The following is a 14,145-nucleotide window of genomic DNA, read 5'->3' on the forward strand; positions in this document are numbered from 1 at the left end:
TGGCTAAAAATACTGTGAAATCTTAGCCTTAGGAATGCGCTATAAACATTGAACTTTCGGTTATTCGACTTTAGTGTAAGAAAACCTGACATCACACGGTCTACTTACCTTACAGCGAGATTTAGCGCTTTCAGCCGATAGCGAGCAGGACAAAAAAAGGAAAATAAAATTGCCAGTCCTGAATATTTCCCGCGTAATGTTGCTAACCTTTTACTAAGTGAGTTGTACGTGCAAATGATACGCTGTTTTACGTTAACCGTTTCAAGTTCATTATTGCTGTTAGTGTCTGGCTGTGGTGGCGCAGGAGACTCCTCCTCTATCGAGCCTGCTGTAACGACACCTCAAACCAATTCTCGCTGGACAAGAGGCCTGTTTGAGGATGCCTCATTGTTTAAAGATCGCTGCTTAGCACCGAGAAGCGGCACTAGCAGTGTGACTGGCGAGGAATATACTGATGTGGCGGGAGATTCAATGGACGAAAAGCTCTGGTTGCGTTCATGGACCAATAATACCTACCTTTGGTATGATGAAGTGGATGACAACGACCCCACTAATTTCTCCACAATACAATACTTTGAACAACTGAAAACTGACTTTCGTACCGATTCGGGTTCATTTAAAGACAACTTTCATTTTTCCCAAAGCACTGAAGAGTATTTAACTCGAACGCAAAGCAGTATCGCATTTGGTTATGGAATAAGTTGGGAATTTATTCAAGCCACGGCGCCTAGACGCATTATCGTGCGCTATACAGAGCCAGGATCACCAGCGGCACAAGCTGGGCTGGAACGAGGAGACGAACTCCTTGCTCTGAATGACATCGACTTCGTTCACACTGAGGATCGAGATGAGATTGATGCCATAAATCAAATCTTATTTCCCACAAGTGCAGGAGCAGAAACCAAGTTTACGTTACGTAAAGTCAGTGGAGAACAAATAGATTATCAGCTTAGTGCTCAAAGCGTGGTTATTTCACCTGTACATAATGCAAAGATCATTAATGCAGAAATGGGGGACATCGGTTACCTTCAATTCAATAGCCACATACAGAGCGCTCAAAGCCAATTGATTTCGGCATTCGAACTTTTTAACACAAGCCACATTGACGCCTTAGTACTCGATATGCGCTATAACGGTGGAGGCTTACTGGCGATGGCCTCGCAGCTTGCCTACATGGTCACCGGCTCTGCACAAACCGATAACCTTACATTCAATCAACTCACCTTTAATAATAAACATCCAAATACAGATCCCGTCACTGGTCGTACACTCCAACCTACAAGGTTTTACAGCCGAGAAATTGACTATGACAGAAACGTATTCACAAATAATAGCTTACCTAGCCTAGGACTTAACCGCGTGTATATACTCACCAGTGGGGCAACATGTTCAGCCAGTGAAGCGCTAATTAATGGCCTCAGAGGTATCGACATTGATGTCGTGTTGATGGGTGATACCACCTGTGGCAAACCTTACGGCTTTTATCCAACTGACAATTGCGGTACAACTTACTTCACCATACAGTTTCAAGGCAGTAACCAAAAAGGATTTGGTGAATATTCTGATGGCTTCATTCCAACGCCTAATCCGATATTTGAAGCGGACGTTCAAGGTTGCTTAGTTGAAGATGATTTTAATCATGCGTTGGGCACCGTAGACGAGGGCATGCTCAATGCAGCATTACAACATTTACAAACAGGACAATGCCCCGTTCAAACTGCGGCTAAAAGCCCCGTAAAGCGGTTATCTGCAACCGATAGTCTGAAAATTCAAACCTCATCAAGTATCTTGGATGCGATCATAGTCGAAAACGCGATTAACCAGCCTATTAGTGAACCTAGTAATTAATACCAATTCCATTAAATAATTCATCGTTTTAGCAGGACTAGCTAAAGGTTAGATACAAAAAAGGCGCGGCTCTTGCGAGACGCGCCTTTTAAATTGTATCTAAAACTTATTAAGCTTTAGTAACGATATCTACCAACATCCAGTTTTTGGACTTAGACATAGGACGACATTCACGTACTGTTACTACGTCGCCTGTGTTGCATTGGTTAGTCTCGTCATGAGCGTGTAGCTTAGTAGTACGCTTAATGAACTTACCATAAATAGGGTGTTTCACTTTACGCTCTACCGCAACAGTAATGGTTTTATCCATTTTGTTGCTGACCACACGACCTTGTACTGTACGACTTGATTGTTCAGTCATTATGCAGCAGCCTTTTGAGTCAGAATGGTTTTAACACGCGCAATACTGCGACGTACTTTACGAATTTGGTCAGTTTTTTCAAGCTGGCCAGTACTCGCTTGCATACGTAGGTTGAATTGTTCACGAAGCAAGTTTAATAGCTCAGTATTCAATTCTTCTACGCTCTTATCTTTCAGTTCTGTGGCTTTCATTACATCACCGTCCGAGTTACAAAGGTGGTTTTAAACGGCAGTTTTGACGCGGCCAATTCAAACGCTTCGCGAGCTACTGATTCTGGAACACCTTCCATTTCATATAGAACACGACCTGGTTGAATTTGGCAAACCCAGTATTCAACGTTACCTTTACCTTTACCTTGACGCACTTCTAGAGGCTTCTCAGTAATTGGCTTGTCAGGGAAAACTCGAATCCAAATTTTACCTTGACGCTTAACGGCACGTGTCATAGCACGACGAGCTGCTTCGATTTGGCGTGCAGTCATACGACCACGGCCAACGGATTTTAGTCCGAACGTTCCAAAACTCACACTGTCACCAGCGGCATAGCCACGGTTACGACCTTTGTGCATTTTACGGAACTTCATACGTTTAGGTTGTAACATAATTAGCCCTCACGCTTAGGTGAACGGCCTTTCTTCTTAGGCTGAGCTGGTTGCTCTTGCGTAAGAGGCAATCCGCCCAATACTTCACCTTTGAAGATCCAGACCTTCACGCCAATGATACCGTAAGTCGTGTTAGCTTCTGATGTTGCATAGTCGATGTCAGCACGGAAAGTGTGTAGTGGTACACGACCTTCACGATACCACTCGGCACGCGCAATCTCAGCACCGCCTAAACGGCCACTAACTTGAACTTTGATACCTTTGGCACCAATTCTCATCGCGTTTTGTACAGCGCGCTTCATAGCACGACGGAACATTACACGACGCTCTAACTGACTAGCAATGCTGTCAGCAACCAATTGACCGTCTAATTCAGGCTTACGTACTTCAGCGATGTTAATCTGAGCAGGCACGCCGGCCAACTTAGATACATGCTTACGTAGCTTCTCAACGTCTTCACCTTTCTTACCGATTACAACGCCAGGACGCGCAGTGTGAATAGTCACACGGATGCTTTTCGCTGGACGCTCAATAACGATCTTAGAAAGAGAAGCAGTTTTAAGTGCCTTCGTCAGATACTGACGTACCTGATGATCATTAAACAAGTTATCTGCATAATCTGCAGTATTAGCGTACCAGGTAGATGTCCATGGTTTGCTGATACCCAGGCGTATGCCTGTAGGATGTACCTTCTGTCCCATTATCTTCTCCTAGTTATCAGACACAACAACAGTGATGTGACTGCTACGCTTAAATATACGATCAGCACGGCCTTTAGCTCTTGGCTTGATACGCTTCATAGTTGGGCCTTCATCAACGAAAACTTTTGCGACAGTCAATTCATCGATGTCGGCGCCTTCGTTATGTTCAGCGTTCGCAATTGCTGACTCTAATACTTTCTTCATTAGATCGGCACTTTTCTTAGGGCTGTAAGCCAAAAGCTCAAGTGCTTTTTCAACATGTAAACCGCGAATTTGATCTGCAACCAAGCGTGCCTTTTGAGCTGAGGTACGGGCATGGCGATGTGTAGCTAATGCTTCCATATTTTATCCCCTATCTCTTAGCTTTCTTATCCGCGACATGGCCGCGGTAAGTACGCGTTGGCGCAAATTCGCCCAACTTATGGCCGACCATTTCGTCACTGACGAAAACTGGAACGTGCTGGCGACCGTTATGGACCGCAATGGTCAACCCAATCATATCTGGGATGATCATAGAACGACGAGACCAAGTTTTGATTGGCTTCTTGTCGTTCTTTTCCACTGCAGCCTCAACCTTCTTCAGCAAGTGTAGGTCTATAAATGGACCCTTCTTGAGAGAACGTGGCATGGTGAATCCTCGCTGTTACTTATTACGACGACGTACGATAAGTTTATCGGTACGCTTGTTACTACGGGTTTTCTTACCCTTAGTAGGAATACCCCAAGGTGATACTGGGTGACGACCGCCTGATGTGCGTCCTTCACCACCACCGTGTGGGTGATCTACTGGGTTCATGGCAACACCACGTACAGTTGGGCGGATACCGCGCCATCTGTTCGCACCGGCTTTACCAAGTGAACGTAGCATATGTTCTGCATTACCGATTTCACCAATAGTGGCACGGCAGTCTGCTAATACTCGACGAACTTCACCAGAACGTAGACGAAGGGTTACATAACCTTCGGCGCGCGCTAGGATTTGTGCGTACTGACCAGCAGAACGAGCAATTTGAGCACCTTTACCAGGCTTCATCTCAATAGCGTGTACAGTTGTACCTACTGGGATGTTGCGCATTGGTAAAGCGTTACCAGCTTTGATCGCAGCGTCTGAACCAGATTGAATCTGATCACCCGCTTTAGCACCCTTAGGAGCCAAGATATAGCGACGCTCACCGTCTGCGTATAACACCAAACAGATGTTTGCAGAACGATTAGGATCATATTCTAAACGCTCAATTTTAGCTGGAATGCCGTCTTTGTTGCGTTTGAAATCTATAACACGATAGTGTTGCTTGTGGCCACCACCAACGTGACGTACGGTAATACGTCCGTTATTGTTACGGCCACCAGATTTGCTGTTCTTTTCAAGCAAAGGTGCGTAAGGAGCGCCTTTGTGTAGATCAGGGTTAACAACCTGAACTACGTGACGACGACCAGCAGAAGTCGGCTTAGCTTTCAATAATGGCATGTCTAGTCCCCTTCTTAGCCTTCGCTGCCAGCAAAGTCGATGTCTTGACCTTCTTTAAGCACAACGTAGGCTTTTTTCCAGTCTTTACGCTTGCCGAAAGATGCACCGTGACGCTTGGTTTTACCCTTTACGTTAACAGTACGAACAGAGTTGACTTCAACTTCGAACAATTTCTCAACTGCCGCTTTGATTTCTTCTTTGTTCGCATCTTTAAGCACTTTGAAAACAACCGTGTTGTTAACTTCAGCTGCAAGCGTTGCTTTTTCAGAAACATGTGGTGCTAAAACCACTTTTAAAAGACGTTCTTCGTTAATCATGCTAACGCCTCCTCTAATGCTTTCACTGCGTCAGCAGTTATCAACACTTTTTCGAATGCGATCAGGCTGACTGGGTCAATGCCTTGTACATCACGTACGTCAACTTTGTATAAGTTGCGAGCCGCTAAGAACAAGTTCTCATCAACTTCAGACGTTACGATTAGCACATCACTTAGCTCAAGGCCGTTCAACTTAGAAAGTAATTCCTTAGTCTTTGGCGCTTCAACTGAAAACTTTTCAACCACGATTAAACGTTCTTGACGTACCAATTCAGAAAGGATGCTTTGAATCGCACCACGGTACATCTTCTTGTTAACCTTTTGGCTGTGATCCTGTGGCTTAGCAGCGAATGTTACACCACCAGAACGCCAGATAGGACTACGGATAGTACCAGCACGGGCACGACCAGTTCCTTTTTGACGCCAAGGCTTGGCACCACCACCACGAACTTCAGAGCGTGTTTTTTGTGCTTTAGAACCCTGACGGGCGCCTGCACCGAATGCAACTACTACTTGATGTACTAGTGCTTCGTTAAATTCACGTCCAAAGGTTGCTTCGGATACTTCAAGAGCGCTTTGCGCATCTTTCAATACTAATTCCATCACTTAACTCCCCAGACGTTACGCTTTAACTGCAGCTTTGATGATGACGTCGCCACCTGGCGCTCCAGGAACGTTGCCTCTTACTAGAAGAAGGTTGTTCTCTGCGTCAACACGCACTACATCCAAAGACTGAACTGTCACACGTTTATTTCCCATCTGACCGGCCATTTTTTTGCCTTTGAAGACTTTACCTGGTGATTGGTTTTGACCAATTGAACCAGGAGCACGGTGAGACAATGAGTTACCATGTGAATTACGTTGGTGGCTAAAGTTCCAGCGCTTAATCGCACCTTGGAAACCTTTACCTTTAGAAGTTCCTGCAACGTCAACCATTTTCGTTTCAGCAAAAATTTCAACAGTAATTTCACTGCCGACTTCAATGCCTTCACCTTCGGTGCCGTCTAAACGGAATTCCCATAAACCACGACCAGCTTCCACGCCAGCTTTAGCAAAATGACCTGCTTCAGCTTTATTTACGCGGCTTGCTTTTTTGTCGCCAGCGGTTACTTGAAGCGCTGTATACCCGTCGGTTTCGTCAGTACGTAACTGAGTAACACGGTTCGGGGTGGCTTCTATAACAGTCACTGGTATTGAAACGCCGTCTTCTGTGAAGATACGTGTCATACCAACTTTACGACCGATAAGACCAATCGCCATTGTTAAAACCCTCTCTTGTTAGCCCAGGCTGATTTGAACATCAACACCGGCAGCCAAGTCCAATCTCATCAACGCATCTACTGTTTTATCAGTAGGCTCGATGATATCCACCAAACGCTTGTGTGTACGAATTTCATACTGATCACGCGCATCTTTGTTTACGTGAGGTGAAGTAAGTATTGTATAACGCTCTTTACGGGTAGGTAGAGGAATAGGTCCACTAACCTGAGCACCGGTACGCTTCGCAGTTTCAACGATTTCAGCCGTAGACTGATCGATCAACTTGTGATCAAACGCTTTCAAACGAATACGAATTCTTTGATTTGGCATCGATTAAGCTCCAATCGAAAGAACAAAAAAAACCATCCTCGACTACCTATTTACTTTAGGTAGGGGGATGAATGAAAAACTGCTAACCCAAAATTAGGGTCCTGTATTTAATGACGTTCAGCCTAGGCTTTGGTCAAAACCACTGCCCTTCTGGACAAGTGGGCGCGAATTATACCTTTATCGCTTACTTTTGCAACAACCTTTTGTAAAATATTAGAGATTAATCGCCGATATCTTTTTAACTAAGAATACGCAGAGATATTCTGCCTGTTAGTAAAACAAGTGTTAACCCATTATTCACTCGGCTATAGTGTGAGCATAAGTGTAAATAACAATAAACTTTAATGCAGGCATTTATGGAACAGCATTCAGCTTTACAAGAATTAAAGCAGCTATTAGCTAACGCACCTTCACTGCTTAGTGTATATGACAAATTAGAACCGCTTCTTCTAACATTATTTAATGCCCAGCGCATGAGTATTTTCCAGCGGCGTATGCAACATCAAGATTTAGTAGCTCGCTTTAAAACTGGAACCGAAGTTCAAGAAATTAAAGTTCCCATCAGCCCACAATCAATAGCAGGCTACGTGGCGTTAAGTCAAAAACCGCTTATTGTTAACGACCCATATAGTAGTGATGAACTATCCGCCATACACCCTCGTCTCAAGTTTGCCGATAAATTTGATAAAAGTGCCGCATTTAAAACCCAGAACCTCATTTGTATTCCTATTTTAAATTCAGGGGTGTTAATGGGCATCATGCAGGTAATCAATAAAAATGACGGTGCTTTTCAGTCTGCCGATCTCGCCCTCGCTGATAAAGTTGCCCAAGCCTTAGGCAACAAATTTCGCTATGAATTAGGCGGCACAAGTCAACCCTTTGATTACCTTGTGCACAGAAAAGTCATTGATGAACCCACATTGACCAAATATGTTCGAGCCAATCCGGAACATGCTCAGCTCGTTCAACGCTTAATGACTGAAAAGCGTATCCCAGAAGATGAAATGGGTATCGCACTATCCGTGCACTATCAAGTTCCTTATATAAGCTACAAACCCGATCGCTTTCACCTTTACCAAAGTGACAGCAAATTAAACTTGTCTTATTTAAAACGCAACTTTGTTGCCGTAGTCACTGACGCCACCGAGAAACCAATCGTTTTGATGGCCCAACCTAGCAATGCCAATTTACTCATGGAAATTGAAAGTGCCTTAGGTATAGATAACTATGGCATTTCTGTCGCCCTGCCAAATACCATTTTGCAATATCTAGGTGAAGCTAGTGGCGGAGGGGCTGGCCCAGGTGCAATGGATGAAATACTGGATGAGATTGAAACCAGTGGTCAAGAAGCCGATGAACAAGCGGATGATATGTCTGACGACGCTCCGGCGGTGGTGCGATTAGTCAGCCGTATATTACACGATGCCAAGCGGCTCGATGCGTCGGATATTCATATAGATGCAGAGAAAAATGCGCCAACCCGCGTACGTATGCGAATTGACGGTGTGTGCCGCGATATTACTCAAGTTCCCGCATCTCATCATAATGCCGTTATTGCTCGCATTAAAATCATGTCAAACCTCAATATCGCCGAAAAACGTCTCCCCCAGGATGGCAAGCTTGCCTTTAAGTTGTCGGGGCAAATTATTGAGGTACGAGTAGCAACTATCCCCACTGTAGCCGGGGAAGGCGTGGTAATGCGTATTTTAGCCACCGGCGGGGCGCTGCCTATGGAGAAAATGAACCTGTCACCGGCTAATAATAAGTGCATTACCCGAATGATTGATAAACCCCACGGTATTTTATTAGTGGTGGGCCCCACAGGTTCGGGTAAGACGACGACACTGCACGCTGTGCTTGGGCACATCAATACCCCTGATAAAAAGATATGGACCGCAGAAGATCCAGTAGAAATTACTCAAGCAGGACTACAACAGGTACAAGTCAGTCCACGCATTGGGTTCACGTTTGCTAGTGCATTGCGAGCCTTTCTGCGCGCTGACCCAGACATTATATTAATTGGTGAAATGCGCGATAAAGAAACCGCTCACGCTGGCGTCGAAGCATCCCTTACTGGCCACTTGGTTTTCTCTACCTTACATACCAATTCAGCGCCCGAAACCATCACCCGTTTACTCGACTTAGGAATAGACCCAGTTAATTTTTCTGATGCCTGTATTGGGATCTTAGCCCAGCGACTGGTGCGAACCCTGTGTAAAAACTGTAAGGAAGCCGTTCCCGCGTCTGACTCAGATTTAGACTTTATTCGTCGCCAATATGGCGCAGACTATTTACCAGAACTCGGATTGCAATCGCCCTTGATGCTATATACCCCCAAGGGCTGTGAGAATTGTGGAAATACAGGCTATAAAGGTAGAACAGGGGTACACGAATTACTGAGTATGACGCCTGCTCTACGCTCATTGGTATATAAAGAAGCCCCCGTCAGTCAATTGAAAGCCCAAGCAATAGAAGACGGCATGCGCACCTTAATCCAAGATGGCATTTTAAAAGTCATAAAAGGTGATACCGATATTGCACAGATCCAAATGCTTGCTGGAGTGTAGTCAATACGCAAAAGACACAGGGTGTGAACTTAAGTTCACATAAACACATTATTGTGGCAGGCTCAACATGCTCGGAAAATGGTCTTAATTAAAGATGTTTTGTATATTTCAGAGTCGTAAAACTCGAAAAATTTACATAACAATAATCCATCAGGGAAACACATATGTATAAAAACTTGTTCAACGTCGCATTATTTGGTGTGATGTTTGGCTTAAGTGGCGATGCGCTTAGTCGTGTTGAGACTCAAGAAAGCCAGTCTGCAACTCACGAGGAAAAAAGTAACAAAGATCCCGAATGGGACGTATTGAATCCTCCCTTCGACCTACATGAAGTGTCCATCAACACCAACGAGACAACCTGGTCTAGCTTAGATGTGTCTCCTGACGGCAAGCAGTTTGTCTTTGATATGCTGGGTGATATTTATGTTAGCCCAATCGCAGGCGGTGAGGCAAAATCGCTAACCCAAGATTTTGCATGGAATATCCAACCAACATTCAGTCCCGACGGCAGTAAAATTGCGTTTATCTCTGATAGAGACGGCCTTTCCAATGTGTGGGTGATGAACAGCGACGGCAGTAACTTAATCCAAGTCACTAAAGAGAAAAACAATCTCATTCACTCGCCTAAGTGGAGTCCTGACGGCCAATATATCGCTGCGAATAAAGGTATAATGTCGAGTCGCAGTATTCCAGCAGGAGAAATCTGGTTATATCACCATTCAGGTGGTGACGGCATGGTGATTAAAAAGCGCGTGCACGGTAACCCTGATCAAAAGAATATTGCCGATCCTGCGTTTTCTCCTGACGGGAAATACCTCTACTATACTCAAGATATTTCGCCTGGCAGTACCTTTGATTACAACAGGGACCCGCTGAAGTCTATTTTTGCAATCACACGCTACGACTTAAATACTGGTGAAGAAGAGCGCTATATTAGTGGCACTGGAGGAGCGGTTGTACCGACACCTTCTCCAGATGGGAAATTCATTGCCTTTATCCGCAGAGTAAAAGAGAAAACAGGCCTGTTTATTAAAAACATAGCAACGGGCATGGAAACTCCAGTTTACCTAGGACTTGAGCGTGATATGCAAGAGGGCTTTGGCTCTGAAGGCTACTTTCCCTATTTCGATTGGATGCCCAACTCGAAACGCATTGTTTTTTGGACGGGTGGAAAATTCCACTCACTTGATATAAAAACGCAGGTCGTCACCCAGATCCCGGTCCATGTAGAAGCAAGAGTAAAATACGCAGACGCAGTGCGTTTTGATGTCGATGTTTCACCTGAAACGTTTGATATCAAGATGGCCCGCTGGGCACAAAAATCGCCTGATGGAAAAAGTATCTTATTCCAAGCCCTCGGCAAACTTTACGTAAAAGACCTAAAAAGTGGCAAAACCAAACGTCTCACTCGGCAAAATGAGCATGATGAATACTATCCTCGCTACTCTCATGACGGAAAAAAAATCGTATTCACTACGTGGAGTGACGAAACCTTAGGCAGTGTACGCACCGTGTCGGCCAGCGGCCGATCAGAGAAGGTTATCACCACAGAACCCGGCCATTATATAGAGCCTAGCTTTTCCACAGACGACAAACTGGTTACTTACAATAAGAAAACCGGTGGCTATTTATTGGCTCCTGAATACTCAGTTGAACCAGGTATCTATGTGGCAAGCGTTAAAGGCAAAAACCATAAGCGTGTCGCGAAAAAAGGCGCAGCCCCGCACTTTGCTGGCGACAACAGCCGGCTTTATATCACCGAATCAGTAGCTGGTAGCGACTACCCTGAGCAGCAACTCGTTAGCGTAGATTTAAACGGTGAAGACAAACGTGAGCATCTTTATGGCGGCGACAAAATCGCGGAGTACCGTTTATCTCCGGATAAGAAGTGGATCGCCTTTGTTTATCAATATAAAGCCTACCTAGCCCCCTTTACCGAAATTGGACAAAGACAAGACATTGGCCCTAAAAGCACCACGATTCCGATCAAACAATTATCAGATCGCGCTGGCGAATATTTAACATGGCACAGCGATAGCCAAGCGGTAAGTTGGTATCATGCTGCAACGTATTACGAACGAGAACTAAAGGAAGCATTCGCTTTTGTATCAGGTGCGAAAGAAGCATTACCCGATCCCGTTACAAAAGGAATATCCCTCTCTTTTGAACAAAATACCGATAAACCTTCTGGCTACAAAGCACTTGTGGGCGGCACGGTAGTCACTATGCGTGATGCAGACAACCAGCAAGAAGTGATTGAGAATGCAGTCGTTATCATTAAAGACAATAAAATTGTTGAAGTAGGTAAACGTGCTGATGTGGCAATTCCCAATGGAGCACTAGAAATTGATACCACGGGCAAAACCATATTACCTGGGCTGATTGATGCTCATGCTCATGGTTCACAAGGTAGCTACGAAATTATTCCTGAGCAAAATTGGAATATGTACTCGGCCTTGGCATTTGGTGTGACCACTATCCATGATCCTTCCAACGATACGTCCGAAATATTCGCGGCCTCTGAATTACAAAAAGCAGGAAAGCGCGTGGCACCGCGAACCTATTCTACAGGTACGATCATCTACGGTGCTGAGGCTCTAGGCTACAAAGCGATTATTAACAGCTATGACGATGCACTAACACATTTGCAGCGCCTGAAAGACGCGGGGGCAATTTCAGTTAAAAGTTATAACCAACCTCGTCGCGACCAACGCCAACAAATTTTAGCTGCCGCCAGAGAATTAAACTTGATGGTGGTGCCCGAAGGCGGTGGTAAGTTCCAGCAGAATATTTCCATGTTAGTGGATGGACACACTGGTCTTGAACACTCACTGCCCATCGCAAAAGGTTACCAAGATTTAACCGGCCTTTGGGCTGCAACAGAGTTTGGCTACACCCCTACCTTTGTCGTGTCTTACGGTGGCTTAATGGGCGAAGAATATTGGTACGACCGCACAGAGGTCTGGAAAAACGAACGCCTGCTGCGCTATACCCCTAGCTTTCTATTAGATGGTCGCGCAATTCGCCGCCCAACCGCGCCGGACAACCAATATAATCACGTTGATGTCGCAAAGTACGCTAAAGAACTACGAGATGAAGGTGTCAGTGTTCATATCGGGGCTCATGGCCAACGCGAAGGTTTAGCCGCACACTGGGAACTATGGCTAATGACTCAAGGTGGCTTTACACCATGGGAAGCCCTACGCGGTGGCACAATTGATGGAGCTAAACACCTAGGTATGGGTAAACACTTGGGCAGTATAGAACCAGGTAAATTAGCTGACATGATGGTAGTCGATGGTGATGTGCTAAATGATATTCGTCGTAGCGAATATGTTAGCTACACTGTTATTAATGGTCGTGTATACGACGCAGCAAGCATGAATGAGGTTGGCAGTAAAACCAAACGCTCCGCCTTCTTCTTCGAAAAGAACAATAAACTCTTTATGCCAGAAGCGACGCAGCGCAGCATACAAAACAAATCTGAAAAACATCACTGGATACACTAAAATTCAGTGCTACAAAGACAGTGGCGTATTTACTAAGCCACTGTCTTTTTTAGTCTTTTCACAACTCAAACCGTCAAGACAATTTCTGGAACTAATACGACAGTCTGGTAAGCTTGCAATATAATCGGTTTATGAGTGACCTGTGTGAAGAATCACGATTTAGAAAATTCATTTAAGCATCTTAAAAATACCATTCCATTGTTGCTCAAGCACAAAATTCCCGCAGTGCCGATAAACTATGCTTTATGGTACACCTACGCCAGCAAGGAATCTGAATCTCTAAACGAAACCCTTGATGATGCGCTGCAACGTAATTTGCCCATATCCGACTCAAAAACAAAAGATTTGTATCGAAAATATGTAGCTGATGAACAAGACATAGATACATGGGACCTTCGTCATTCTCTTGAAAGCATGGTCATCGAACTTTCCCAATCAGTACAAGATACCCGCAGTGAAACCCGCAACTTTAAAAGCACCATGGACACCTGCATGGATGATTTAGCTAAAGTTGAGCGAGAAGGGTTAAGCATGGAAGAAGTTATGGATCTTGTCCGCACACTGGTTAGCCAAACAAAACAAATTCGCGGCAGCACCTTATCGTTTAGTACTGCACTAAACGACGCAGAAAAAGAAATCTCGCGATTAAAAAACCAGTTAGAACAAAGTCAGCAAGCAGCATTATATGATGCATTAACAGGTCTGTGTAATCGCAGATACTTTGATGAAGAACTCGCTGTGAACGCTATGCAACCCAATATGTGTTTAATTTTAGTTGACCTAGATAACTTTAAAACTATCAACGACACTCACGGACACGTAATGGGCGATTTAGTATTAAAGGCCAGTGCAAAAAAACTACAGGCAGCCTGTCGAGATGGTGCACAAGCATTCCGTTTTGGTGGCGAGGAATTCGCCATCATAGTGCCAAATAGTAAGCTCAGCGTTGCACGGCAAATCGCTGAAACCATGCGCCGAGCAATCGAGAAAATTGGTGTTAGAGATAAGCGCACATCTGAAGTGCTCGGTGGTATCAGTGCTTCTTTTGGCGTTGCTGAAATGAAAAAAGGCATGAATCCCCTCGCCCTGATACAGGCCGCTGACAAACAACTTTATGATGCAAAAAATCTAGGGCGCAATCGCGTGATGCCCATGGCAACCAGTTAACGAGCAGGGCTTTTTAC

At 44.8% G+C, this 14,145-nt stretch carries 15 protein-coding genes; 4 read left to right on the forward strand and 11 right to left on the reverse strand.

Going from position 1 to position 14,145, the window contains the following annotated elements:
- The first annotated feature begins 234 nt into the window (after window positions 1-234).
- Window positions 235-1,848, forward strand: coding sequence for a S41 family peptidase (locus FX988_RS10425; protein WP_201751669.1), 1,614 nt, complete (start codon window positions 235-237; stop codon window positions 1,846-1,848).
- Between the two features lie 109 nt (window positions 1,849-1,957).
- On the opposite strand, the gene rpsQ is transcribed toward FX988_RS10425, so the two are convergent.
- From rpsQ to rpsJ, 11 genes are read right to left on the reverse strand one after another with little or no spacing between them, the layout of a single operon-like run.
- Window positions 1,958-2,209 (reverse strand): 30S ribosomal protein S17, encoded by a 252-nt coding sequence (gene rpsQ / locus FX988_RS10430; protein WP_006992677.1) that lies wholly within the window; start codon window positions 2,207-2,209, stop codon window positions 1,958-1,960.
- Entirely contained in the window at window positions 2,209-2,400 is a 192-nt protein-coding gene (gene rpmC / locus FX988_RS10435) for a 50S ribosomal protein L29 (RefSeq protein WP_006992676.1), read from the reverse strand. The genes rpsQ and rpmC overlap by 1 nt, the downstream gene beginning before the upstream one ends.
- Entirely contained in the window at window positions 2,400-2,810 is a 411-nt protein-coding gene (gene rplP / locus FX988_RS10440; protein ID WP_006992675.1) for a 50S ribosomal protein L16, read from the reverse strand. The genes rpmC and rplP overlap by 1 nt, the downstream gene beginning before the upstream one ends.
- Before the next feature lie 2 nt (window positions 2,811-2,812).
- Window positions 2,813-3,511, reverse strand: coding sequence for a 30S ribosomal protein S3 (rpsC, locus tag FX988_RS10445; protein ID WP_006992674.1), 699 nt, complete (start codon window positions 3,509-3,511; stop codon window positions 2,813-2,815).
- A 9-nt stretch (window positions 3,512-3,520) separates the two neighbouring features.
- A complete protein-coding gene (gene rplV, locus FX988_RS10450; RefSeq protein ID WP_007990362.1) occupies window positions 3,521-3,853 on the reverse strand; it encodes a 50S ribosomal protein L22 in 333 nt (110 codons plus the stop codon).
- 10 nt (window positions 3,854-3,863) lie between these two features.
- Complete coding sequence (rpsS, locus tag FX988_RS10455) at window positions 3,864-4,139, reverse strand: 30S ribosomal protein S19 (RefSeq protein ID WP_011573392.1); 276 nt, start codon at window positions 4,137-4,139, stop codon at window positions 3,864-3,866.
- A gap of 15 nt (window positions 4,140-4,154) precedes the next feature.
- Window positions 4,155-4,979, reverse strand: coding sequence for a 50S ribosomal protein L2 (rplB, locus tag FX988_RS10460; protein WP_160179677.1), 825 nt, complete (start codon window positions 4,977-4,979; stop codon window positions 4,155-4,157).
- A gap of 14 nt (window positions 4,980-4,993) precedes the next feature.
- A complete protein-coding gene (rplW, locus tag FX988_RS10465) occupies window positions 4,994-5,296 on the reverse strand; it encodes a 50S ribosomal protein L23 (RefSeq protein ID WP_006992670.1) in 303 nt (100 codons plus the stop codon).
- Window positions 5,293-5,898: a 50S ribosomal protein L4 gene (gene rplD, locus FX988_RS10470; RefSeq protein WP_006992669.1), complete on the reverse strand. Its 606-nt coding sequence runs from the start codon at window positions 5,896-5,898 to the stop codon at window positions 5,293-5,295. The genes rplW and rplD overlap by 4 nt, the downstream gene beginning before the upstream one ends.
- Window positions 5,899-5,916: 18 nt before the next feature.
- Window positions 5,917-6,555 (reverse strand): 50S ribosomal protein L3, encoded by a 639-nt coding sequence (gene rplC / locus FX988_RS10475; RefSeq protein WP_007990367.1) that lies wholly within the window; start codon window positions 6,553-6,555, stop codon window positions 5,917-5,919.
- Window positions 6,556-6,573: 18 nt separating this feature from the next.
- Window positions 6,574-6,885: a 30S ribosomal protein S10 gene (rpsJ, locus tag FX988_RS10480; protein WP_006992667.1), complete on the reverse strand. Its 312-nt coding sequence runs from the start codon at window positions 6,883-6,885 to the stop codon at window positions 6,574-6,576.
- Between the two features lie 356 nt (window positions 6,886-7,241).
- Between rpsJ and FX988_RS10485 the strand changes: the two genes are divergently transcribed.
- From FX988_RS10485 to FX988_RS10495, 3 genes are all read left to right on the forward strand, one after another.
- Complete coding sequence (locus FX988_RS10485; protein WP_160179679.1) at window positions 7,242-9,452, forward strand: GspE/PulE family protein; 2,211 nt, start codon at window positions 7,242-7,244, stop codon at window positions 9,450-9,452.
- Window positions 9,453-9,616: 164 nt separating this feature from the next.
- The gene (locus tag FX988_RS10490; RefSeq protein ID WP_160179681.1) at window positions 9,617-12,961 is read left to right on the forward strand and encodes an amidohydrolase family protein; all 3,345 of its coding nucleotides are present in this window, start codon (window positions 9,617-9,619) and stop codon (window positions 12,959-12,961) included.
- Window positions 12,962-13,105: 144 nt separating this feature from the next.
- Window positions 13,106-14,128, forward strand: coding sequence for a GGDEF domain-containing protein (locus FX988_RS10495; protein WP_160179683.1), 1,023 nt, complete (start codon window positions 13,106-13,108; stop codon window positions 14,126-14,128).
- Window positions 14,129-14,145: the final 17 nt, after the last annotated feature.

The organism is Paraglaciecola mesophila (genome assembly GCF_009906955.1).
GTDB lineage: Bacteria > Pseudomonadota > Gammaproteobacteria > Enterobacterales > Alteromonadaceae > Paraglaciecola > Paraglaciecola mesophila_A.